This window comes from Marinomonas sp. AWM4_232 (assembly GCF_056158325.1).
Map to the genome: position 1 here is coordinate 411012 of NZ_JBSWTA010000001.1, position 23282 is coordinate 434293.

General features: G+C 45.9%; 19 protein-coding genes, 1 pseudogene and 1 riboswitch. Of the genes and pseudogenes, 6 read left to right on the forward strand and 14 right to left on the reverse strand.

Annotation, left to right across the window (positions count from 1 at the left end):
* Positions 1–7 precede the first annotated feature (7 nt).
* From cobN to ACXAC1_RS01965, 8 genes and pseudogenes are all read right to left on the reverse strand, one after another.
* On the reverse strand, positions 8–3856 hold the full coding sequence (gene cobN, locus ACXAC1_RS01930; RefSeq protein ID WP_475058170.1) for a cobaltochelatase subunit CobN: 3849 nt from the start codon (positions 3854–3856) through the stop codon (positions 8–10).
* A gap of 12 nt (positions 3857–3868) precedes the next feature.
* Entirely contained in the window at positions 3869–4945 is a 1077-nt protein-coding gene (gene cobW / locus ACXAC1_RS01935) for a cobalamin biosynthesis protein CobW (RefSeq protein ID WP_475058172.1), read from the reverse strand.
* Between the two features lie 9 nt (positions 4946–4954).
* Entirely contained in the window at positions 4955–5734 is a 780-nt protein-coding gene (gene cobM, locus ACXAC1_RS01940) for a precorrin-4 C(11)-methyltransferase (protein ID WP_475058174.1), read from the reverse strand.
* Positions 5735–5755: 21 nt separating this feature from the next.
* A complete protein-coding gene (gene cobJ / locus ACXAC1_RS01945) occupies positions 5756–6532 on the reverse strand; it encodes a precorrin-3B C(17)-methyltransferase (protein ID WP_475058177.1) in 777 nt (258 codons plus the stop codon).
* A gap of 100 nt (positions 6533–6632) precedes the next feature.
* A complete protein-coding gene (locus ACXAC1_RS01950; protein ID WP_475058179.1) occupies positions 6633–6932 on the reverse strand; it encodes an MliC family protein in 300 nt (99 codons plus the stop codon).
* 74 nt (positions 6933–7006) lie between these two features.
* Entirely contained in the window at positions 7007–7501 is a 495-nt protein-coding gene (locus tag ACXAC1_RS01955; protein ID WP_475063764.1) for a CZB domain-containing protein, read from the reverse strand.
* A gap of 6 nt (positions 7502–7507) precedes the next feature.
* Positions 7508–8503 (reverse strand): annotated as a pseudogene (locus tag ACXAC1_RS01960) (methyl-accepting chemotaxis protein); the annotation flags it as partial.
* A gap of 4 nt (positions 8504–8507) precedes the next feature.
* A complete protein-coding gene (locus ACXAC1_RS01965) occupies positions 8508–9044 on the reverse strand; it encodes a PAS domain-containing protein (protein ID WP_475058181.1) in 537 nt (178 codons plus the stop codon).
* Between the two features lie 214 nt (positions 9045–9258).
* Positions 9259–9406: riboswitch (FMN riboswitch) on the forward strand.
* Positions 9407–9506: 100 nt separating this feature from the next.
* On the opposite strand from ACXAC1_RS01965, the gene ACXAC1_RS01970 reads away from it, so the two are divergent.
* Complete coding sequence (locus ACXAC1_RS01970) at positions 9507–9992, forward strand: 6,7-dimethyl-8-ribityllumazine synthase (RefSeq protein ID WP_133560679.1); 486 nt, start codon at positions 9507–9509, stop codon at positions 9990–9992.
* 51 nt (positions 9993–10043) lie between these two features.
* Here the strand turns inward: ACXAC1_RS01970 and ACXAC1_RS01975 are convergent, their stop codons facing one another.
* Positions 10044–10652 (reverse strand): hypothetical protein, encoded by a 609-nt coding sequence (locus ACXAC1_RS01975; protein ID WP_475058184.1) that lies wholly within the window; start codon positions 10650–10652, stop codon positions 10044–10046.
* Between the two features lie 149 nt (positions 10653–10801).
* Positions 10802–12976, reverse strand: a complete 2175-nt coding sequence (locus tag ACXAC1_RS01980) for a malate synthase G (protein ID WP_475058186.1) — start codon at positions 12974–12976, stop codon at positions 10802–10804.
* Positions 12977–13339: 363 nt separating this feature from the next.
* On the opposite strand from ACXAC1_RS01980, the gene ACXAC1_RS01985 reads away from it, so the two are divergent.
* Positions 13340–14935 carry an isocitrate lyase gene (locus tag ACXAC1_RS01985; protein ID WP_475058188.1) on the forward strand — a complete coding sequence of 532 codons (1596 nt, stop codon included), beginning with the start codon at positions 13340–13342 and terminating at the stop codon, positions 14933–14935.
* A gap of 229 nt (positions 14936–15164) precedes the next feature.
* Complete coding sequence (locus ACXAC1_RS01990) at positions 15165–15710, forward strand: glutathione peroxidase (protein ID WP_475058191.1); 546 nt, start codon at positions 15165–15167, stop codon at positions 15708–15710.
* A gap of 38 nt (positions 15711–15748) precedes the next feature.
* On the opposite strand, the gene ACXAC1_RS01995 is transcribed toward ACXAC1_RS01990, so the two are convergent.
* The 3 genes from ACXAC1_RS01995 to ACXAC1_RS02005 are packed head-to-tail and all read right to left on the reverse strand — an operon-like array spanning position 15749 to position 17731.
* Positions 15749–16150 carry an MmcQ/YjbR family DNA-binding protein gene (locus ACXAC1_RS01995; RefSeq protein WP_475058194.1) on the reverse strand — a complete coding sequence of 134 codons (402 nt, stop codon included), beginning with the start codon at positions 16148–16150 and terminating at the stop codon, positions 15749–15751.
* Positions 16137–16631 carry a GNAT family N-acetyltransferase gene (locus ACXAC1_RS02000; RefSeq protein WP_475058197.1) on the reverse strand — a complete coding sequence of 165 codons (495 nt, stop codon included), beginning with the start codon at positions 16629–16631 and terminating at the stop codon, positions 16137–16139. The genes ACXAC1_RS01995 and ACXAC1_RS02000 overlap by 14 nt, the downstream gene beginning before the upstream one ends.
* The gene (locus ACXAC1_RS02005; protein ID WP_475058199.1) at positions 16628–17731 is read right to left on the reverse strand and encodes an AbrB family transcriptional regulator; all 1104 of its coding nucleotides are present in this window, start codon (positions 17729–17731) and stop codon (positions 16628–16630) included. The genes ACXAC1_RS02000 and ACXAC1_RS02005 overlap by 4 nt, the downstream gene beginning before the upstream one ends.
* A gap of 250 nt (positions 17732–17981) precedes the next feature.
* Here ACXAC1_RS02005 and ACXAC1_RS02010 point away from each other — a divergent pair, with 250 nt between their 5' ends.
* Positions 17982–19547: a methyl-accepting chemotaxis protein gene (locus ACXAC1_RS02010; RefSeq protein WP_475058201.1), complete on the forward strand. Its 1566-nt coding sequence runs from the start codon at positions 17982–17984 to the stop codon at positions 19545–19547.
* A gap of 12 nt (positions 19548–19559) precedes the next feature.
* On the opposite strand, the gene ACXAC1_RS02015 is transcribed toward ACXAC1_RS02010, so the two are convergent.
* On the reverse strand, positions 19560–20180 hold the full coding sequence (locus tag ACXAC1_RS02015) for a phosphatase PAP2 family protein (protein ID WP_475058203.1): 621 nt from the start codon (positions 20178–20180) through the stop codon (positions 19560–19562).
* A 156-nt stretch (positions 20181–20336) separates the two neighbouring features.
* Between ACXAC1_RS02015 and ACXAC1_RS02020 the strand changes: the two genes are divergently transcribed.
* Together ACXAC1_RS02020 and ACXAC1_RS02025 are read left to right on the forward strand one after the other, a co-directional pair.
* Positions 20337–21485: an MFS transporter gene (locus ACXAC1_RS02020; RefSeq protein WP_475058206.1), complete on the forward strand. Its 1149-nt coding sequence runs from the start codon at positions 20337–20339 to the stop codon at positions 21483–21485.
* Between the two features lie 614 nt (positions 21486–22099).
* On the forward strand, positions 22100–23173 hold the full coding sequence (locus ACXAC1_RS02025; protein ID WP_475058208.1) for a TRAP transporter substrate-binding protein: 1074 nt from the start codon (positions 22100–22102) through the stop codon (positions 23171–23173).
* Positions 23174–23282: the final 109 nt, after the last annotated feature.

Consider the following 23282-nt stretch of genomic DNA (forward strand, 5'->3'; position numbering starts at 1 on the left):
GACAAGGTTAACGACCTTGTGTTTCCTGACGCTGGTCTATCTCAAGCAATAGCGATTGGATTTTTTCTGCATAGCCCTCTGGCTCGGACCACATCCCACGCTGGATTGCTTCGAGAAGCCGTTCGCCCATTTCTAATTGTGCATCCGGATTATTACGCTCCATAAAATCTCGGTTCACAGGATCAAGCAGTAAAGCCTCTGTCACCTGTTGATACTGATAATCTGCTATTAAATCCGTCGTGGCATCGTAGGCAAACAAATAATCCACTGTCGCGGTCATTTCAAATGCCCCTTTATAGCCATGCTCTTGCATAGCCGAAATCCACTTCGGATTTAATACGCGGCCGCGTATGACACGGTTCAACTCTTCTTTTAACGTGCGTACCTTAGGCTGACTCGGATTGGAATGGTCATTATGATAGACGCTAGGTGCTTGACCACTTAACTGGGTCACAGCATTGGTCATTCCCCCTTGGAATTGGTAATAGTCGTCCGAATCTAACAGGTCATGCTCACGGTTGTCTTGGTTTTGCACTACCGCTTCTAATTGGCCAAGACGGTTAGCAAACGCTTGCTTTGCTTCAAAGCCATCACGTAAATCGCCATCGTACGCGTAGCCGCCCCAATTTAAGTAGGCCTCGGCCAAGTCTGCTTGAGTGTCCCAACAGCGCTCATCGATTAAGCCCTGTAAACCTGCGCCATAAGCACCTGGTTTGCTACCAAAAACACGGTAAGAGGCTTGGCGTTCAGCCTCTTCTACACTAAAGCCTTGGCTGACTAACACTTGCTTGCGCGACTCAACATTGGCACGGATGGTATTGCCGTTGCCGGGCTCTTCGAAGTTAGCGATCGCTTGCACCGCCGCATCGTATAAACGCATTACATTGGCAAAGGCATCGCGGAAAAAGCCCGATACGCGCAGGGTCACATCCACTCGTGGACGACCCAGTTGCAGACAAGATAAGACTTCAAAGTCGGTCACACGATTAGAACCCGGTGCCCAAATGGGACGTACGCCCATTAAAGCAAAGGCTTGGGCAATGTCATCGCCACCGGTACGCATGGTGGCCGTGCCCCATACGGATAAGCCTAAGTTTGTAGGGTAATCTCCATGCTCTTGTAAATGGCGTAGTACCAATGCCTCAGCCGACTTTTGGCCAATGGCCCAAGCAGCAGGAGATGGGATCGCGCGATTGTCCACGGAAAAGAAATTACGCCCCGTTGGCAAGGTATCCAGTCGGCCACGGGTCGGTGCTCCACTTGGCCCAGGTGGAATAAACTGCCCAGATAAACCTTTTAACAAGGCATTAATTTCATCGTGAGCACTTTGCTCCAGAGCCTTCGCTAATGTCTGCCTAGCATGGGCTAATAGCGCCGCAGTATTAGGCAATTGCTGGCGATCGATAGGTTGCTGCTCAATCAACGAAGTAAGCACTAACTCTTGCGCTAACAGTTCCAAACGCTCTTTGGCATCCGCATGGGTACGCCAAACTTGGTCAGAAACTTGTACCAACAACTCTGGCTTTTCACTTTGCCAAACATCACGAGTGGCTTCCATCGGATCAAAGTCTGCCTCTTGAAGTCCTAGGTCTTTTACCAACGCATGCAAGATACCCATGCTGGTCACACTTGAACCACGTGGCAGACGAAGTAACGCAACCAGCGTATCCGCCAATTTATCCTTCTCGGGTAATTCTCCTAAGCGATGTAAACCGTGGCGAATCTGGGATTCTTTGATTTCACAGAGGTAAGCATCTAGCTCTTCCAATACCGACTCATCATCGTCAGCTTGCACACCGGTGAGCTCTTCTAGCAGATGACTGCTTTTGACCTTTTCTAAAATTGAGTCACGCAGCCATGCTTCACGGCGAGTATCCATACCTAGTGCTTGGTAATACTCGTCCACCAAGGTTTCCAGCTCCGCCATATCGCCATAGCTTTCAGCGCGAGTCATGGGCGGCATTAGATGGTCAATGATAACGGCTTGAGTACGGCGTTTGGCTTGTGCGCCCTCCCCCGGATCATTCACGATAAACGGATAAAAGTGCGGTGTTGGCCCCATAGCGATGTCTGGCCAGCAATGTTCTGACAAGGCCGTACCTTTACCCGGCAACCACTCTAAGTTGCCATGCTTGCCCACATGAACAATAGCATCTATTTGATAGACATGTCGCAACCAAAAGTAATAAGCCAAATAGCTGTGTGGCGGAATCAAATCTGGATCATGGTAGTTAGCAGCCAAATCCAAGTTAAAACCGCGGGCAGGTTGAATACCAACAAAGGTTTTCCCTAACCGAATCCCCGCCAGCATCATGCGCCATTCACCATCGACGGCGCGGCATTTATGGTCCTCTTCCGGAGGCCCCCAACGATCCCACACCGCATTTTGCGCTTCGATGGGCAGCTGATAAAAATGTGTTAAATAATCATTAAGACTTAAGCTTTGCCAACATCCGCGCTGGTGCAAGGTATTAGGGTTATTAGTCACTGCGCCCAATAGTGCCTCGATCAGCGCGTTGCCATCTTCAGGTACGTCTTCAATGGGATAACCCGCTTGCTCTAAGGCGCGCAATAGATTCACACTGGAAGCCGGCGTATCTAAGCCCACACCATTACCAATACGCCCATCTTTGGTAGGGTAATTGGCGAGGATAAAGGCTATGCGCTTTTCTGCATTCGGCAAGGCATGCAAACGCGCATAGCGCTTGGCAAGCTGTGCGACAAAGGTCGCCCGCTCAGTGTGTAATTCATAACGCAGTAAATCGATCTGTGCTTGCTCATGAAAATGAGACAAGGCTTTGAAGCTCACCGCGCGAGTGATCACACGGCCATCCATTTCCGGTAACACGATTTGCATCGCGACATCGCGACTACGAAGCCCCTGAGTTTGCCCTTGCCAATCTTCTTCGGTACTGCCAGATAAAATCAGCTGCAAAACGGGTAACGGATGCTCAAAAGCCGATTGAAAGTCGGTCGGCTCGGAGGCCAGATCAGGACTTCCAGCACGGTTAGCGGAAAAGCCAGTACAATTCAAAATCACCTTAGCTTGGCTGCGCTCAATCAGCGTATTCACTAACTCGAGGCTAATCGAGTCTTTCAACGATGACAGGGCAATTTCTAAAGGCACTACGCCCTGCTCAAGCAAAATGTTCGACAGATCAGAAAACACTTGTGTGTTGCCACTTTGAAAGTGGGAACGGTAATACAACACTAACCCCACAGGGTAGCCTTGGGTCAACGCATCACGATAATGATTCTGCCAAGAATGCAAATCGGTGGCTTTACCGTTTAGCACCATCAATGCATTGGGAATGGCAGTGGGCTCAACCCAATCGTCAACACCTGAGAAATAATGATGATCGAGAAAACGTAACAAATGCTCAGCATTGGCATGCCCGCCTTCACGCAGATAGCGCCATACACGCTGTACGCTAATTTGATCAGCAGAAGACGCCTGCATAATCTCGGGGTCAGCACTGTCATCGCCCGGCACAATAATCAGATGACGGTTACGCTTAGCTTTGACCCAAGCTTGTAAACGCTCAAAACCGTAAGGCCAATAATGCTGGCCTCCCAGTAGGGACAGTATGACAACTTGCGCTCGGCCTTTTTGCGTTGGCTTATCTAAAACAGCGTCTTCGTAGAGATCGTAAGCGGCAGGTTTGACCAACTGCATCCAGTTGGCCAAACGTACAGAGGGGGAGTGATCCGTTTGCCAAGCATCTAGCGCTTGACCGAGAGCACTCAACAGCGAGTCGGCAGCCGCTAAGACAATAATGTCAGCAGGGCTTTGACCTAAATCGATGATACCTTCATCGTCTACAAAGCCACCCGGTTTGGCTGCCAATAAATGCACAGTGTTTCTCGCTTAAGCGGTCAGCGCCGCGTTGAGTTTGTCTTCAATCTGGTCTTTGCTGATGCCTTTGCCGATAAACACCAGCTGTGTTTGGCGTAGCTCATCCGGTTGCCATAAGCGATCAAAGTAACGGTCAAGACGCGTACCAACAACCTGAAACACTTGACGCATAGGCTTACCATTCACGGCAGCAAAGCCTTTGATACGGTAGATATTATTGTTTTCCACAAGCTCTTCTAGCGTGTCTTGCAGAGAGTCAGCATCTACTTCACCTAACTTAACCACAAACGAATCAAAATGATCGTGGGCATGATCATGATCGTGTCCGTGTGCATGATGATGATCGTGGTGATTGTGCACGTCTTCGATGCGAGCTTCGGTAGCTGCTTCCAGACCCAACAATACGTCTAGAGCCGCTTCACCGTTTTCGATGTAAGCAATCTTAACGCTGGATTCCACCTCACTTTCGATCACTTGTTTCACACACTCACGTTGTGAAGCATCTAGAAGGTCATTCTTACTGACAACCACTAAATCCGCTGCGCTTAACTGATCATCCAACAATTCCTGTAAAGATGGGTCATGATCCAACGACTCATCCTCCAGACGTTGCGCTTGTACTTTTTCCTCATCGTGAGCAAAGCGGCCCGCAGCCACTGCTGGCCCGTCCACCACAGTGATCACCGCATCCACCGTACAATGCTCTTTGATGCCTGGCCAGTTAAAGGCCTGCACTAATGGCTTTGGTAAGGCTAAGCCGCTGGTTTCAATCAGAATATGGTCGATGTCATCACGACGAGCAACCAACTGCTCCATTACTGGTAGGAATTCTTCTTCTACCGTACAGCAGATACAACCGTTTGCCAGTTCGTAAAAGCCATCTTCGCCACGTTGTGCTGCGCTCTCATCTTCACAATCTAGCGGGCAGGAACGAAGCAGGTCCGTATCAATGTCTAATTCACCAAACTCATTCACAATCACAGCAATGCGCTTACCTGCTGCTTGCTTAAGAACATTTGATAACAGTGTGGTCTTGCCGCTGCCTAAAAAGCCAGTGACGACCGTTGTTGGAATCTTATTTAGTTGCATAGTCAATCCTTACACCTCACCATCGTTTTTACGGTGAATTTTGCGGTAAATATGAGCTTGTGACTTGTCGTATAAGTACGAGTCGGCAAAGTCTTCTGTATCTAATACATGTCCAACCAAGATTAAACTGGTTCGGGTAAATTTCTTCGCACGCACTTTTTCTACGATGTCCTTTAATGTCCCTGTCACGTAGTCCTGATCAGGCCAACTGGTGCGATAACACACCGCGACTGGGCAATCCTCGCCATAATGCGGGAGGAGTTCTTCGACAATCTTATGTATACGAGTGATGCCAAGGTGAATCGCTAATGTGGCACCGCTTTTCGCAAGCGTTGGCAAACGCTCACGTTCAGGAAAAGGTGTTTTACCTTCATAGCGAGTCATGATCACCGTTTGAGAAACACCGGATAACGTCAGTTCCTTTTGTAGCATAGCAGCAGAAGCCGCCACCGCACTGACACCAGGGATCACTTCATAATCGATGTTTAAGGCCTCGAGACGGCGCATTTGTTCTCCGATCGCACCATAAAGAGCAGGGTCGCCACTTTGCAAGCGTGCCACATGTTTTCCTTCAGCGGCAGCTTGGCGAATGATTTCAGTGGTTTCATCAAGATTCAAAGAAGCGGTGTCGTAAATCGCTTCAGCACGATCCCGTACATTATCAATCACTTCTGTCGGGATCAGCGAGCCCGCATATAAGATCACTGAACAGCACTCAATGGTCTTCAATGCTTTAACCGTCATCAAGTCTGGATCACCAGGCCCAGCTCCAATAAAGAATACTGTCATGAATAAACCCTTAATTAGTCGTTAAAGCTTCTTTGAATAACCACGAGGCGTATAAATCCAGTGTTTTTCACCGTTTACAATATGGCGCGACTCACTGTTACCTACGCTGACCATGGTGAACATATCCACATCTTTGGCATCTAACTCACCTAAAGTAGTAAAAGTAATCTCTTCTTCTGGACGAGTTAATTGACGGCCTATCATAACTGGGGTGGAAGCAGGACGGTATTGCAGCAATACATCGCGTGCGTGATTCAACTGCCAATCACGCTTACGTGAAACAGGGTTATAAAAGGAAATGACAAAATCACCGGCCCCAGCGGCATGAATACGCTTATCAATGGTTTCCCATGGGGTCAGTAAATCGCTTAAAGACACGGTGCAAAAATCATGGCCGAGCAAGGCTCCAACTCGACTCGCTCCCGCTTGCATCGCAGAAATACCAGGGATGACCTCGATCTCGACATCCAGCCATTCAGGATGGTTTTCTTTACCTTGAAGTTGCTGATCCAAGAGCTCAAATACCAGAGTGGCCATGGCGTAAATACCAATATCCCCACTGGATATGAGTGCGGTAGATTTACCTTGTGCGGCAAGATCAAGCGCTAAACGCGCACGGCCAATTTCTTCTCCGAGAGGTAAATCATGAAAGGTTTTGCCTTCACTTAGCTCACCTAACAGCTCTAAGTAATAACCGTAGGCAACCCAATCAGAGCAAGCCGCTAAAGCCTTGGTAGCATTCGGTGCAACTAACCCTAAATCACCAGGCCCCATTCCCATTACAAATAGCTTGCTCATACTCTCACTCTCATTTGATTTTGAAGCGATTATACACTGCCACCAAAGTAAGACGCATGAAATCGACCTGTAAAAAAATGAGGAATGTTCAAGAGGTTAGTTATTTATTTGCAAGGAGTTTGCAGGTGATGGAGCGGTCACCATTATAAATCAAGGTGGCCTTTTGACCTTTATCCCAAAAGCTTAATACATCACCCAAATATAGAGAGCCCGATGCGGAATATGAGCGCTCAAGGATATAAGCGTAGTGATTAATTACGACTCTGGCTTTATCTTGTTCAAATCCCACTGCAACATTTAACCCTTGGCAGTGGTAGTTGAGTAGCCCCTTAGGATCTTCAGCAAAAGAATATGTGGTGAGTAAATTTAACAATATGACGCAAACCCAATGCTGTTTCATGTTGAATCCATTCAATCAATAAGAGTAGTAAGAATATAACTTAACGCTATTTTCCCTTAGATACAAATTAGCCGTTAAACACGACTAATTTGAATCTCTAATTCTTCCATATGCTCATCAGTTAACTTATTGACCCAGTGAATAACTTGGCTGCTTCCCTCTTCAGCGGAGCGCATTGAGTCAACAATCGCATTGCGTAATTCAACTTTGCTGCTCCAATCAGTCGACATTTTCGCAATCGCTGCATGAACTGAGTCATGCACTTGCTTATGTGGCTGCTCAAGTTGCTTAAAGGACGAAGACTTAGAAATTTGCAAGTCTCTTGCCTCACCGTAATACCATTTACCCATTCGGCATGAGTGATGATCGACCTTCGCTGCCTTATACTCATTTGACTCTGTCACAGCATTTAGAGCTACATAGCCATTTTGCTTATAAATGACATGATCGAGCTTAATCAATGAGTGATAAATGACCGTCGCCACGCCATCAACATTAAGCGCTGAAATACGAGAGGATCGGGCAAGTTGATTAAACTGCTGCTCAAATCCTCCAACTAATTCCTGCATATTTGCGCTCAGCTCCTTGGACTCTTCGGTGATACGACTGACTTCACTTACCTGCTGACTCAAAGTAGATAATACCTGATCCACAGACTCTGCCGTTTCTTTCGTTCTGTTCGCTAACTGCTTGACTTCATCCGCAACGACCGCAAACCCTCGCCCTGCCTCTCCTGCCCGCGCGGCTTCAATCGAAGCATTTAACGCCAATAGATTGGTCTGCTCTGCGATGTCTTTAATAGTTACCAGCGATGAAGATACCTTTTCTGAATCTCGACTTAAGGCTTCAACTACATCGGAGACCTTAATGATGGTTTCGCTTACGGTATGAATCGAATGTCGAATCTGCTCGACTGCGCCAAGGCTGTGCTCAGCGGAACTGGCGTTCCCTGAAGCTTGCTCCCCTATATTTCTAACCTCTTGATCTACTCGCATCAAATCCGATTGTGCTTCACGCAAGTTTCCGATTAAATTTTCAGTATTGAGCTCATGAAGCTTAGAAGACAATTCATTACGGTTGATTAAAGAAACATTCGAATGCATCGCAGCAACGGACTCTTGAACGGCATTGATTGAATGCTTCATATTTCCTGGCAAACCAACCGCGATCGGCCTGCGGTGGAAATCGCCTTTGGCCACAAAAGTAAACGTCGTATCAAGCTCTTTGAAATACGTTTCAATACGATCGAGTAAATCATTCAACTCCCACGCAACAATCCCTAGTTCGCCAAGCCCTTTAGTACTAGTAATGCGGTGATGTAACTCCCCTTTTCGACAGGCAGAAATCGTAAATGAAAGTCGATTTAGGGTTTCAACTAAACGTAACCCTTGGAAGATCACTAAGGCAAAGGAACAAGCCATTAAAGTAGAAGCAATAAAATAAAATGTCGTGCTTTTTATGGAAAAATGGTTAATCAACATGGCGACCAATAGTGTTAACACCAATGCCCCAAGCCCAATAAACTGTGTACGCAAAAACGGGATACTGCGACTAGTGTGATTTTTTTGCATGGCTTCACTTCCCTTTTTGATACAAGGTAAACATAGCTTCGTTAAACGTTGGAGCCATTGCGTAGACTTGGTCTAACAACCATTCCACAGAACGGTTGATACCATCATTACCAGGATATTGGCTTTCAATATCTCTCATTTGTTTGTATAAACCCTCACATAAAGACACTGCTGCAGAAGAGGGTTGACGTCTTACTGAAAAATAACCTTGCAGCGCCCCATGCTCATCCAAATCAGCCGTAACATTCGCAAATACCCAATAAAACCCACCGTCTAAACACCGGTTTTTGACAAAGCCAAAAAACTCATCCCCATCTTGCAGCATTTTCCACATTAAGCGGAAAACTCCTCTTGGCATATCTGAATGCCGAATTATATTGTGTGCTTCCCCCAGTAACATTTGCTCAGAGAAACCCGATATATTCATAAAGCTTCGATTCGCGTAGAGAATCTTTCCTTTTTTGTCCGTCTTACTAACAATTAAATCATCATCCTTGAGTTTAACCTCATGGTCTAAATTCTTTGATTGACCAACTTTCATAACAGGATTCCTCAATCATCCATTGTTAGATACTTAAGCGATAATGCGATTAATTTTACTCTCGTTAATGAATGATTAGCTGTCCTAAATCAATTAGGACCTATAAGTTAGTGTTATCTGACATAAATTGTTCGTTTTTGTGCAATGAATTTCCTGTTTTCACTTTGACACTTAACAGGCAATAGTTCTAAAGTATCAAACGTCGCTCAAGCGACTTCGTTCTCGGGGCGGGGTGAAACTCCCCACCGGCGGTAATGAGCACAATCTCAAAGCCCGCGAGCGCCTTCTTTATTTGAGAAGGGTCAGCAGATCTGGTGTGAATCCAGAGCCGACGGTTATAGTCCGGATGATAGAGGACGGCGTAGACAAGATTTACCAATTTAGACTTTGATCGTTTTCAAAGCGGTTAGGCCTTGCCTCCCGTTCGCCCTGATTCAGCATTTTTTTGTGGAATACATATTTATGAATCAGAGCTCAACGAATTCTCTTACATTTAATCCAGCTACAAAGCGAGTGGCTTTTTTACATGCTTCTTGGCATAGCGACATTGTTCTACAATGTTGGGAAGGCTTCAAAGAAGTCATGTTAAGCCATGGCTACTCAGAAGATAATTTAGAATTGATTGCCGTTCCTGGCGCTTATGAAATCCCTCTTCAGGCTAAGCTACTAGCGAAAACAGGTAACTACCACGCTATTGCAGCAAGCGGCCTTGTTGTAGACGGTGGTATCTACCGTCATGATTTCGTTGCGCAAGCAGTCTGTAACGGCTTAATGCAGGTTCAACTTGAAACGGAAGTACCGGTTCTGACTGCAGTTCTAACGCCGCATAACTTCCATGAACATGATGAGCACTCAAGCTACTTCAAGCGCCACTTCGTGAAGAAAGGGCAAGAGCTAGCAGAAGCAGCAAACCGCACGATGCTGCTGACAGAATTAGCTAAAAGCTAACGCTCTAAATACATAACAAAGGCAGCTTCGAGCTGCCTTTCGTTTTATGTACTACCAAACCAAATTAAATCCAGCTACGACACCATTACCCAAACGCTCTTCATCGAAGCTATCGGATAAAATACCTTCATGATAGTAATGGCCAAACACCCCTAAATTATCCATCAATCGCCAATCTAAACCCGCTTTCACAGCGAACTCCGTTAGCACATCGTTGTTCCAATCAAAGGAAAGAAAGGTTGGTCGTATGTCACCGCCGACAGTCCAAGTCAGCTTTTGCATCAAAGGTACAAAAAGAGCAGCCTTACCACTCAGCCCTGTACGCTTATAATCACCATGCTCGGTTCGGCTTAATCCGAGGGTAATGTCCGCACCACGAGGATCTTCTCCATTCCCCTCGACACTAAACCCGCGAAATCCTAACAACTGGATTCGAGTCCCTACTCCATGGTCCAAATCCACCTGCTCATAGTACAACCCACCAAAACCTGGCCGGTTATTTTCTGGCTTAATCCCAAGTCCTACACCAAACTGAGAGTATTCACTGCCCACACTTCCTTCAAGCATCAAAGTACCGACATTGTTTTCAACGGTTTTCGTGGCTGCTGAAGCCATGGAGGTTGCCAGTGTCAGTCCCAACACACCTAATAGCTGTTTCATATCGTCTCTCTTAAACATCATCCATTTATCAAATCACTCTTCCTAAGCAATTTAGTGCTATAGAGTAGGGAGAATCGTCACATGAAACAAATAAAAAAGCTCGATTTACCTGATACAGGGCAAACCGAGCGATCACTAGACAATTTGTGTTAGGCGTTCAGTGCTTTAAACTCTAAACGTCGAGCATGCAACAGTGGCTCTGTGTAACCATTTGGCTGCTCTTTTCCTTTGAACACCAAATCACAAGCTGCTTTAAACGCTACTCCGTCAAAATTAGGCGCCATCGCTATGTAAGCTGAGTCTTGCGCATTTTGTTCGTCTACCACTGCCGCCATACGCTTCATTGATGCCATCACCTGCTCTGCACTGCAAATACCATGTTCTAACCAATTGGCAATATGCTGCGAGGAAATCCGCAGCGTGGCTCGGTCTTCCATAAGACCAACATTATTGATGTCTGGTACCTTAGAGCAACCCACTCCTTGATCGATCCAACGAACAACGTAGCCTAAGATCCCTTGAGCATTGTTATCCAGTTCAAATTGAATCTGCTCATCCGTTAATGTGGTTGGGTCATCCAGCAAGGGGATGGCTAAAATATCATCTAGGCTAGCGCGCTCACGCATCGCAAGTTCTGCCTGACGTTCACGCACATTCACCGTGTGGTAGTGGCTAGCATGTAAGGTTGCACCATTTGGTGAAGGGACCCATGCGGTACTAGCACCCGACATAGGGTGGCCGATTTTTTGTTCAAGCATCGCTGCCATTTCATCCGGCATCGCCCACATCCCTTTACCGATCTGCGCTTTACCTGGCAAACCACATTCAATACCCACATCGACATTCCAATCTTCATAGGCCTTGATCCAGGCTTGCTGCTTCATAGCGGTCTTCGGTACAAAAGGCCCTGCTAGCATAGAGGTATGGATCTCATCTCCGGTGCGATCAAGGAAACCAGTATTAATAAATACCACTCGCTCTTTCGCTTGGCGTATACATTCTTTTAGGTTTACCGTCGTACGACGCTCTTCATCCATGATACCGACTTTCAAGGTGTTGCGATCCAATCCCAAGGCTTGCTCTATACGACCAAACAATTCAACTGTGAACGCAACTTCCTCAGGACCATGCATTTTTGGCTTCACAATATTCACGCTTCCAGCACGGCTATTTTTGCGCTTCGTATTACCTTGTAAGTCATGCATTGCAGCTAACACTGTAATCATGCCATCCATGATACCTTCAGGCACTTCGTTTCCATCTGCATCTAAGATGGCTGGATTCGTCATCAAATGACCGACATTACGAATAAACAAAAGACTGCGGCCATGAAGGCTAAATGACTCTCCAGACTTATCTAGGTATTTGCGGTCTGGATTCATGGAACGAGTCACCGTTTTCCCGCCTTTATCAAAAGACTCCTCAAGGGTACCTTGCATCAAACCAAGCCAATTGCTGTACACTTCTACTTTATCTTCGGCATCCACTGCCGCAATCGAGTCTTCACAATCCATAATGGTTGATACTGCTGCTTCAACTAAAATATCTTGTACGCCAGCTTGATCGTGCTGGCCAATAAAGCCATTTGGATCGATCTGGATTTCGAGATGCAGCTCATTATTTTTTAACAGCACTGCTGTAGGGGCATCCGGCTTACCTTGATAACCAACGCATTTTTCCGTCTCTTTTAACTGTACTACGTCGCCATTTTTCATGGTCACGGCTAACTCACCGTCAACAATCTGGTATTGCAATGCTTGAGCATGGGAGCCACTCACTAATGGCGCAGCTTGATCTAACAGTTGTCGACCAAATGCAATCACTCGAGTTCCGCGAACTGGATTGTAGCCACCAGAGCGCTCTGCACCCTCTTCTTCAGGAATTGCATCAGTACCGTAAAGCGCATCGTACAAGCTCCCCCAACGCGCATTGGCGGCATTTAGAGCAAAACGTGCATTTTTCACAGGCACCACCAACTGAGGACCAGCTTGTAAGGCAATCTCAGCATCTACATTCTTCGTCGATACTTTGAAGTCTTCACCTTCAGGTAATAAATACCCTATTTCTGATAAAAAGTGTTTATATGCTGCGGCATCATGCTGTTGCCCATGACGTGCGCGATGAAAATCATCAATCTGTTGTTGAATTTCATCGCGCTTTGCCAATAACGCTTTATTTTTAGGCGCCAAGTCAGTGACAATTTCCTCAAAGCGTTGCCAAAAGACCTTTGGATCAATACCCGTTCCTGGTGCAATGCGTTCATTCACTAGTGTAAATAGGCTTGATGCGATCTGTAGACCGCCTTGTTGAACTCGTTCTGTCATAGCGCTTTCCTTTCTTATACCAGCTTACTCGTGCCAGTTTATTTATTGTTAAGACTGTACTAGATCACGTCAAATACAGAAAATCACATTCACAAAGTAAATACATATATAAAAATCATGAATAAACTTATCTTTAGAAATTTGATTACCCTTTGGTAATTTTCTTACAAAATATGCTTTTCAAGTGATTTAAGACTCACTATGAACTCATTAGCACCAAAAAACACATTCATAAAAAATATTATCACCATAACAAACATAGATTAGATAAATCACAAAAAACATCGCAGACTGAAATGGTGATCAAGAAATGCACGACCGTAGTAAGCGGTGAAGCGACCAAACCATAAAGAGGAATCTGCAATGTCACATTACAAAAACGATATCGACGCAACTGCTACCCTAATCGCTCAACATGGCACGCCTTGGGCAGCTATTAACCCTGAATATGCGGCCCGCATGCGTGCTCAGAACCGCTTCAAAACAGGTCTAGATATTGCTCGCTATACAGCAAAAATCATGCGTGCCGACATGGAGCGCTACGATCGTGATCCTAGCCAATACACTCAATCTCTTGGTTGCTGGCATGGTTTCATCGGTCAGCAAAAAATGATCTCCATTAAAAAGCACTTTAACTCTACTGACCGCCGCTACTTATACCTATCAGGCTGGATGGTTGCTGCTCTGCGCTCGGAGTTTGGCCCTCTGCCAGACCAATCAATGCACGAAAAAACGTCAGTAGCTTCACTGATCGAAGAGCTATACACCTTCTTACGCCAAGCCGATGCCCGTGAAATGGGCGGCTTGTTCCGCGATATGGATACCGCTCGCGAAGCCGGTGATGAAGTTAAAGCAGCCGCAATTCAAAAACAAATTGATGAATACCAAACACACATTGTGCCAATCATTGCCGACATTGATGCAGGCTTTGGTAACGAAGAAGCCACTTACCTACTGGCTAAAAAAATGATCGAAGCCGGTGCTTGCTGTATTCAGATTGAAAACCAAGTATCCGACGAAAAACAATGTGGTCACCAGGACGGTAAAGTAACCGTGCCACATGAAGACTTCCTAGCGAAGATCCGTGCAGTGCGCTACGCATTCATAGAACTTGGTGTAGATGACGGTGTCATCGTTGCCCGCACAGACTCTTTGGGTGCAGGCTTAACCAAGCAAATTGCAGTGTCCTCAAGTGCTGGCGATCTAGGAGCTCAGTACAACGCCTTCTTAGACGTTGAAGAAGTAGATATGAATAGCGCCAACGAGAGCGACGTCCTAATGATTCGTGATGGCAAACTGGTTCGACCAAAGCGTCTGGCAAGCAACTTATTCCAATTCCGTAAAGGGTCTGGTGAGGACCGTGTGGTACTAGACTGTATCACCTCTTTGCAAAACGGCGCCGATCTACTTTGGATCGAAACTGAAAAGCCACACGTTGGCCAAATCAAAGGCATGGTAGATCGCATTCGTGAGGCGGTGCCAAATGCGAAACTTGTGTACAACAACTCGCCTTCTTTTAACTGGACACTAAACTTCCGTCAACAGGTATTTGATGCATGGCAAGAGGAAGGTCGTGATATTTCAGCATACGATCGCACTCAACTAATGAGCGTGGAATACGATAACAGTGAACTTGCAAAAGAAGCAGACGCTCGTATTCGCAACTTCCAGGCAGACGCTGCTCGTGAGGCAGGTATCTTCCATCACTTGATTACATTGCCTACTTACCATACCGCAGCGTTGTCTACAGACAACCTTGCAAAAGAGTACTTCGGTGAGGAAGGCATGCTTGGCTACGTTAAGAATGTACAACGTGAAGAGATTCGCCAGAAGATCGCCTGTGTTCGTCACCAAAACATGGCCGGCTCCGATATGGGCGACGATCACAAAGAATACTTCTCTGGTGATGCAGCCCTAAAAGCGTCTGGTAAAGATAACACCATGAACCAATTCGCTTAACCCGCTTTCTGCGGATGATCAATACTCCACAAGAGTGATCAATTCCCCCCGCGTTGGGCCGCTGTTGCGGCCCATTTTTTAGTCTTTGTCATTTGACCTATTCTCATTCCCAGTTACACTGAAACTTCGCTGTCACGTATTGGTCATTATCTATACGACAGAATGATCAAGGGAACTTATTAAAAAAATAAACCACCAAGTTTATTCATGATGACAAAGGGGTATTGCAATGACTGATATTTACGACATCAACGTAACGGATATCGACGGAAATGAAACCACGCTTGCGCCCTACTGCGATAAGGTTCTACTTATCGTTAATGTGGCATCTAAATGTGGACTGACACCACAGTACGAAGGACTTCAGTCACTGTATGAACACACGAAGGACCTTGGTTTTGAGGTACTTGGCTTCCCAGCCAATGATTTCGCGGGACAAGAGCCAGGGACAGAGCATGACATCAAAAGCTTTTGTCAAACAAACTACAATGTCTCATTCCCAATGTTTAGTAAAATAAAGGTGACTGGCGATAGTAAACATTCACTATACGACTATCTAACTGAACAAGCGCCGATCGCTGTCAACCGACAAGAGATGGAAGAAAAGCTAAAAGGCTATGACATAACTCCCACAGCAGAACCTGAAGTGGTTTGGAACTTTGAAAAGTTCGTTGTGAGCCGTTCAGGACAAGTATTAGGTCGATTTGCTCCAAATACACCATTGGATGATACCAACCTTGTGAACACAATTCGTGTCGCACTTGCCAATGGCTAGTGATCGGTTAGCAAACCTAGAGCAAGGCTGTCCTTGTTCTAGGTTACGTCTTTGACGCCACCAAATAAAACAGCATTAGAATAACGTAACATTAACCAGTCACGTTGCTGCTTTGGCAATTTAGAAAACACAAGCTCATAAGAGTGATCAACCATACGACACACTTCACCTAGTGGTAATGAACCATCTAAATAAACGCTGTTCCAATGCTTTTTATTCATATGGTATCCAGGTTTCACCGCATCAAAGATGCTGCGTAGCTCAATGGCATGATCTGGTTCACATTTTAGATTCACCCGTACACAGCCTTCCACCTCAGTAAACAGCGCAAACATTTTTCCGCACACTTTGTAGACCAGAGCTTCAGGGCCAAACGGATACTCAGAAACCGCTTCCGGCTTTGATTCCACGTACTGAATTAGTGCCTCATAACATGACATTCGCTTCCTCCTCCAGCATCTGCATTACCACGGCATCTTCACCATAACTCGATGAGACGATTTGTGGTATAGAACAGAAACCAAAACGTTGCCAGTAGCCCACACTCGCTTGCACCAATACTAAAAAGAAAGCGTGAAGACCAGCCTTAGCAGAGTTCAGAAAAAGCTGTTCTACCAGCTTAGGTCCAATTCCACTGCCTTGAACCTTACTCGACACGGCAAGGTCGTGAAGAAACACATACTCATCACCCACTCCGTTCTCTAGTTCAACACCCAAACTGGGTAATACTGTTCCTGCCCAAGTATGCGCTAGCAAATAAGCCTGAATCACACCCTCATTCTCGTAAACAAAACAAAGCTCAGGAGAGCGACGCCACTTGCCTTGCAGAACAGACAAAGGTTCTGGCGTAATATCATCGTACGCTTCCTTTTGAATCATCATAATAGTAGGCCAATCACTTGGCTGTATCGCACGAATCAATCTGCTTTCTCCATAAAAGATCTAGACAACCATTGCGCCAGAAGCGGACCTGCAATCATAACCAACAGAAAGCGTGATACCTGCATAGTCATCACAAAACTGGTATCGACGGGAATACTGGCCGCAATAATCGCAACTGAATCCGCGCCACCAGGGCTCGTCCCTAAAAACGCAGAAAGAAAATCAATATCGATCCATAACGTTAAAACCCAAGCAACCAACGCATTCATAAGCAGCAAAAAGCCGATAGACAATACAATATATGGAAATACGCGTAGCGCATGCCTTAATACGTCAGGACTGAAACGAAAACCAATTCCCCAGCCCATTATTGCAAAAGCCACCACAAGCAACGACTCAGGTAAATCAAGTGTTAACCAACCTAACGATTGCAGGCAGAAGCCTGTAAACATTGGGATTAATAGAAAACCTCCAGGCACACTGAAACGACTCGCAAGTGCCAGGCATACTAACCCCGTTATGAGAGTCATCCAAAACGATGACCAACTGATAACTGACCACTGATGAGGGATAATTTGCAAAACCTCTGAATCTACCAAAAGCCCTGCCGTCAGCATCGCAGCTAGCGCACAAAATGCAACCCGAGTGTATTGCATTACCGCCACCAAACGCATGTCGGCTTTGTAATGTTCACTCATTATCGTCATTACCCCTGCCGCCCCAGGAGAAGTCCCCCAGATAGCCGTCGTTCCAGGCAATAATTTCGATTTCGTTAGCACAACACCAACAAGGCCTGAAGCAACCATAGTCATAAGTGTGCCAAAGATAAATGCTGGCCACTGGGCAGAGATATCAGCAAATGTCGAAATGGGTAAATGTGATGCCATCATTAATCCCACCATCACTTGGGCTAACCTAAATGGAATCACGGGCAAAGACATAGGATGATTTGAAACAACCAAGGTAATGGCTGCAATCATGGGGCCTAGCAGGAATGCTGCCGGAGCATGAACATACTCCATAGTTGCTACCAACACACCAGAACAAAGAAATAACGCCACCCAATACCACCATTTATTTTTGTTGGTCGAGGGCTTTGATTGGCTAGCTTGTGATGGAAACGCGTTTGAACGAGACATTGGATTTTGGCATTAGAAAAAATTTGATGGTATCACTCCCCCCCAATGAGATTGCATAACAAAAGAGGCTTTGCGACAGCTTCTGACACATTAGATAAAGTCAACAAACATAGAGCTAGATCAATACTCCCCCCAAGCAATCCATCTTAAACTCCAAATACGTGTACTTTTTATGCACTCCCATGACTATACAAGAGGCCAATGGTCTATGCGCCAATACATATCAGTACGTTGGAAGATTCTATTGCCCATGGCAGCTATCCTTTTTTTGATTATCACGGCGTTAAATCTCTACTCTTCCTACCAGCAAAAAGAGCGGCTTTTAGACCTAACCGAGCATCAGTTACTGGATATTGCCAACGGCTACATGGACAGCATGAACGCCCTGATGTTTACCGGTGCCATGGCAAGCCGAGAAATTCTCCGAGAGAAAATCTCCCAACGCGAAGGCATCGCAAGTGTCCGCATGCTACGTGGGGAGGCCGTCAGCAATATCTACGGACCGGGTTTTGATCATGAAAAAGCGCAAGATGACTTGGACCGAAGAGCGCTGTCTGGTGAAACCATTATTGATGTCAGTAAAGTAGACGGTGAACGGCACATCACCTTGATCCTGCCATTCGAGGCATCCCAAAATCGTCATGGAACAAACTGTCTTACCTGTCACCCCGTTGCCGAAGGTACCGTACTTGGCGCGGCTCGCATTACTTATTCAATGGCGCAGCGAGATCAAGACATTGAGAGCGCCATCATCAAAAATTCAACCATCAACTTTGTTGCAATCTTAGCGGGCTTACTCATCATTTACCTCATTATGCTTAAGGTACTAATACAGCCACTCAACCGCTTGAAGGACACCATGGCTGTCATCGGTGAGAATGCAGACCTCCGCCCCCGTATTCAGCTCGGTTCAAAAGATGAATTTCGTATGGTGGGAGAAGCCACCAACAATATGCTAAACCGGTTTCAGCCAACGATTCATAACTTAACTCAAACCATGGATAACTTAAGTCAATCTGCAGACCAGCTTGCTGAGGTCACCCGAGAGACTAGCGAAGGCGTTGATAAGCAGAAAAATGAAAGTGTGTTATTGGCGCAGTCCATTCAAGAGCTATCCAATGCGGCTGAGGAAGTTGCCCGCAATGCAGCCAATGCTGAAGTCAGCGCAAGTGGAACGAAAGAGTTAGCCGATGACGGGAAAAATATGGTCCTTCATGTAGCACAAACCAATGCAGAATTAGCTCAGAAGGTTGATGCTGCCACAGGCGTTGTCAAAAAGTTAGCTGAAGACGCTCAAGGAATCGGGCGCGTTTCCCAAGAAATCAGTGATATTGCTGAGCAGACTAATTTATTAGCCCTGAACGCAGCGATAGAAGCAGCTCGAGCTGGCGAGCAAGGAAGAGGCTTTGCTGTGGTTGCAGATGAGGTGCGAAGCTTAGCCAGCCGCACACAATTATCTACGGAAGAAATTCGTACCATCATTGAGAACCTATCACAAATTTCAAGCGAAGCGGTTCAAGCAATGGAAATCAGCAAAGCCCAAGCCGACGACAGTGTAGAGGACGCAAACAAAGCAGCTCATGCCTTAGAAGACATCGCTTCAAGTGTCGATCAAATACGTGAAATGAACACAATGATTGCTGCTGCAGCTTCTGAGCAAAGCGCTGTGGTCAATGAAATAAATAACAACATTCACGCCATCAGCGCCATCTCTGAGCAAACCGGTGCAGGCTCCCATAAAATACTGCGCCAAAGCGAAGACATTGCCAGTATCTCTCAATCATTAGACAAGACTATTAACCAGTTTAAATCCTAGTTTTGGTTTGGCTCACGCTTCAAAGCGTGAGCCAAATTGGTTAACAAAGAGAACCCATAGAATACCAATCCCCCAACCAGCAATAACATCCGTGGGCCAATGAACCCCAAGCATGATTCTGCTAACACCTACCAATACCGCGCTGAAAATTGCCATTATGATAAATAGATGCCTTGCCTGAGCGTGAGCCCAATTGCGTGATAATACGACCGCCATCCCCAAAAAGCACACCATTGACATACTGGCGTGTCCAGAAGGAAAACTGGGGGAGTAGACTTCAATCAAGTGCGGGACAAGATCTGGCCTTGCTCGATCGAAAACATATTTCAATCCCAGACTAATGACAACGCCACCAACGGTCATTATTAGTATTTTCGTCGCATCCAACCGTCGCTGAGAGCACCACAAGATAGCTGATAGACTTATCATGATGTACAGTAATACCCAGTTACTCCCCAGCGCCGTGATGTCCCTTACAATAACGGACAACCAGTGTGGGCCAATGAGATTTAAAGAGTCGTCTCTAAATAGCAACAAAACCGTTTGATCGAACCCATTCGGTTGTCCCAAAGAAAACCAAGTACTCGCAAGCACGATGGCACTCAACATTAAGTAAGCAATACGAATTATCAATTTGCCTTCCTTCTTTTGGCAAAAGTTTTGTAATAATAAGTAAATATACCTGCCTTCATTGTTAAAGGGGGTGTTTACGCGTAGTTTCCACCTTCTTTTGACGCTCTAGATCGTTATTCAACCTTATTTGCTTAAGAATTTTTTTAAGGATTTGCCATGCAAGCTTATCAATGGGGCGTTTTTGCTCTCGCTTTGGGTGCCTTCGGCATCGGCACCACCGAATTTTTCCCTATGGGCCTGCTACCAACGATTGCTGAAGGGGTCGATGTTTCCATACCGACAGCAGGTTTGTTAATCAGTGCTTATGCCGTCGGTGTCATGTTTGGTGCGCCTCTTGTCACGTTGTATATGACTCGTTTTAGCCATAAAGCGTCATTGATTGCACTGATGGCAGTATTCTTCGTCGGCAATTTACTGTCAGCGGTTTCTGTTGACTACACCACATTACTGATTTCTCGCATCGTCACTAGCATGTCCCATGGTGCTTTCTTTGGCATTGGCGCTCTCGTTGCCATGAAGCTTGCACCAGTTGGCAAGCAAGGATCTGCCGTGGCATCCATGTTTCTAGGGCTTACAATCGCCAATATCATCGGTGTTCCGATTGCCACATGGTTAGGCCAAAGTATTCATTGGCGCATCGCCTTTGCTGCCACTTCTGCACTTGGACTGGTCGCCATGATCGGCTTATTACGCACATTACCTCATATGGAAAAGCCAAACCGTCCAAACGTTAAGCAAGAACTGCAAGCGATTATGCAGCCCGCCGCGTTGAGAACATTCTTCACCACCATTTTGTGTGCTGGGTCCATGTTTACCCTGTACACCTATGTGACTCCTATCCTTCAAACGCTTGCGAAAATTCCAGAGGCTAATATCGCCTACTTGTTGATGATTGCTGGCATTGGCTTCACCATCGGTAACTTCGTAAGCGGTAAGTTGGCCGATCGCTCGCCTGATCTATCACTTACCGTTTCACTGATTGGACAAGTCATTATTTTGCTTTCTTTTAGTTTTATAACCGTCAATATGATCACAGCCATTGTCTCCGTATTCATTTGGGGGGTTGTGAACTTCATGATTGGTCCACCATTACAAATGAAAGTAATGACCATTGCAGACAAAGCCCCTGGCCTAGCTTCATCTATCAATATCGGTGCGTTTAATCTAGGTAATGCTTTAGGGGCAGCACTAGGTGGTGCAGTGATTACCGTAGGTTTGGGCTATGCTTGGATTCCAGCTACCGCAGCAGTGTTGTCCCTGTCGGCTCTGATTTTGCTTGGTATCAACCGTAAACTTGTGAAATAAAAACCCTAGACCGTCAGCATCATTCGTGGAGCACTTTGACAAAATCCAATCCGTTTAATAGCTGAGAGCCTAAAAATACTCTAAGTAGTATGGGACGATTGAATCGACCTACTTTTTGTTATGCTCAATAATTTTGTAGGCACTTGGCTATATTTTGAAAGAATTCGCTAATTTCTTGATGTTGGCAACGGTCTTCAAACGTCACCATATAAGCCCACACTTTGTGAATGGGTATGAGAAAGACTCCACCTTTAGCAAAGGGCTGATGAAGTAGCGGATTAGAATATAACCCAGCACTTTACCTATACTTTCCGTTACTTTAATCAGATTTTATCGTCATTTTATAGACTTCTATTCAAAATAGCCTATTCCACTTCATCCTCTACGACTTTTATCGTAACTCAATTATTTTGAACATTTTTCAAGCAACTAACGCATTGGAAAACAACACTTTTTGTTAAAAATGATAATTTTAGTATCGTTTTTGGTTGAAAAAAATATTGACGACCTACAAAACTTATATAATGATAACTTTTGTATCGTTATGAACGATCAGTGTAAAAATATAAAAATAACTCTCGGGGAACCCCGATACACAACCAAAGGATTCATTCATGCTACGCATCAAACGCTTGCTCAAGCACACCGTTACCACTACCGCAGTTGCTACTGTCTTGACTATCTCCTCTACTGGCGCACTCGCCTCTGACGAAAAAATTCGCTGGAAAGTTCAAGCTGTCTTTGGTACTCATTTGCCCGGACTAGGAGACCCAATCAAGTTAGTTGCCGAACAAATCAAGGAAGCTACTGGTGGCGATATCCAGTTCAAAGTTTACGAGCCAGGTAAAATCGTACCGCCATTCGGCATTACCGAAGCGGTGAAAAATAAACAGCTCAATGCAGGTTACGCATGGCTAGCATACGACCAGGGGCGTATTCCTGCTGCAGCTCTATTGGCTGCCGTACCATTTGGTATGGAACCATGGGAATACGCTGCATGGTGGTACGAAGGTGGCGGCCAAGCCTTGGGCGAAGAGCTTTACGCTAAGCACAACATCCACCCAGTGCTATGCAGCGTGATCGGTCCAGAAACCGCAGGCTGGTTCAAAAAAGAAATCAACACCATGGAAGACTTAGGAGGGCTGAAAATCCGTTTCGCTGGAATCGGTGGCAAGGTACTCCAAAAAGCTGGCGCGTCTGTGACTTCAATGCCTAGTGGAGAGATTTTCCCTGCTTTAGAAAAAGGTGCCATCGATGCGACGGAATTCTCGATGCCAGCCATCGACCAGATTCTGGGGTTCGATAAGGTAGCGAAAAATAACTACTTCCCCGGCTGGCATCAAACCTTCACCGCATCACACTTAGTGGTAAACAAAGAAGTTTGGGATGACTTATCCGCAGACACCAAAGCCACCATCGATATGGCATGTACCGCTGGTACCATGCGCGCTTTGACCCATGGTGAAGCATTACAAGGTAAAGTGTTGGAGAAATTCAAAGCCGACGGTATTTACACCCGTAAGTTAAGTCCTGAAATGCTCAGCGGCCTTAAAGACCTGACCGACGAAGTCATGGCGGATATCTCTGCAAAAGACGCTGACTTCATGAAGATCTACAAGTCACAGCAAGCCTTCTCAGAAGAATACAAATCATGGCGCGAGCTAGCTTACCTGCCAACTGATTTGTAACCCACCGCCAATCTCATAACTGCTCTGACGCCAATTGCGGCGCCCCTCTCCCGCGTCATTTGACGCGGGTTGGAGTTTCTGCGCCCTGAAGTGCGCAACTTTGCTGTGG

Excerpts from the sequence above, each read along its gene's own strand:
- ACXAC1_RS01975 (WP_475058184.1), bottom strand. The coding sequence starts at position 10,652 with ATGAAACAGCTATTAGGTGTGTTGGGACTGACACTGGCAACCTCCATG.
- ACXAC1_RS01970 (WP_133560679.1), top strand. The coding sequence starts at position 9,507 with ATGAATCAGAGCTCAACGAATTCTCTTACATTTAATCCAGCTACAAAG.
- ACXAC1_RS02020 (WP_475058206.1), top strand. The coding sequence starts at position 20,337 with ATGCAAGCTTATCAATGGGGCGTTTTTGCTCTCGCTTTGGGTGCCTTC.
- ACXAC1_RS01980 (WP_475058186.1), bottom strand. The coding sequence starts at position 12,976 with ATGACAGAACGAGTTCAACAAGGCGGTCTACAGATCGCATCAAGCCTA.
- cobM (WP_475058174.1), bottom strand. The coding sequence starts at position 5,734 with ATGACAGTATTCTTTATTGGAGCTGGGCCTGGTGATCCAGACTTGATG.
- ACXAC1_RS02005 (WP_475058199.1), bottom strand. The coding sequence starts at position 17,731 with ATGTCTCGTTCAAACGCGTTTCCATCACAAGCTAGCCAATCAAAGCCC.
- ACXAC1_RS01985 (WP_475058188.1), top strand. The coding sequence starts at position 13,340 with ATGTCACATTACAAAAACGATATCGACGCAACTGCTACCCTAATCGCT.
- cobW (WP_475058172.1), bottom strand. The coding sequence starts at position 4,945 with ATGCAACTAAATAAGATTCCAACAACGGTCGTCACTGGCTTTTTAGGC.
- ACXAC1_RS01965 (WP_475058181.1), bottom strand. The coding sequence starts at position 9,044 with ATGAAAGTTGGTCAATCAAAGAATTTAGACCATGAGGTTAAACTCAAG.
- ACXAC1_RS01995 (WP_475058194.1), bottom strand. The coding sequence starts at position 16,150 with ATGTCATGTTATGAGGCACTAATTCAGTACGTGGAATCAAAGCCGGAA.
- ACXAC1_RS01950 (WP_475058179.1), bottom strand. The coding sequence starts at position 6,932 with ATGAAACAGCATTGGGTTTGCGTCATATTGTTAAATTTACTCACCACA.
- ACXAC1_RS02010 (WP_475058201.1), top strand. The coding sequence starts at position 17,982 with ATGGCAGCTATCCTTTTTTTGATTATCACGGCGTTAAATCTCTACTCT.
- ACXAC1_RS01955 (WP_475063764.1), bottom strand. The coding sequence starts at position 7,501 with ATGCAGGAATTAGTTGGAGGATTTGAGCAGCAGTTTAATCAACTTGCC.
- ACXAC1_RS02025 (WP_475058208.1), top strand. The coding sequence starts at position 22,100 with ATGCTACGCATCAAACGCTTGCTCAAGCACACCGTTACCACTACCGCA.
- cobJ (WP_475058177.1), bottom strand. The coding sequence starts at position 6,532 with ATGAGCAAGCTATTTGTAATGGGAATGGGGCCTGGTGATTTAGGGTTA.
- ACXAC1_RS01990 (WP_475058191.1), top strand. The coding sequence starts at position 15,165 with ATGACTGATATTTACGACATCAACGTAACGGATATCGACGGAAATGAA.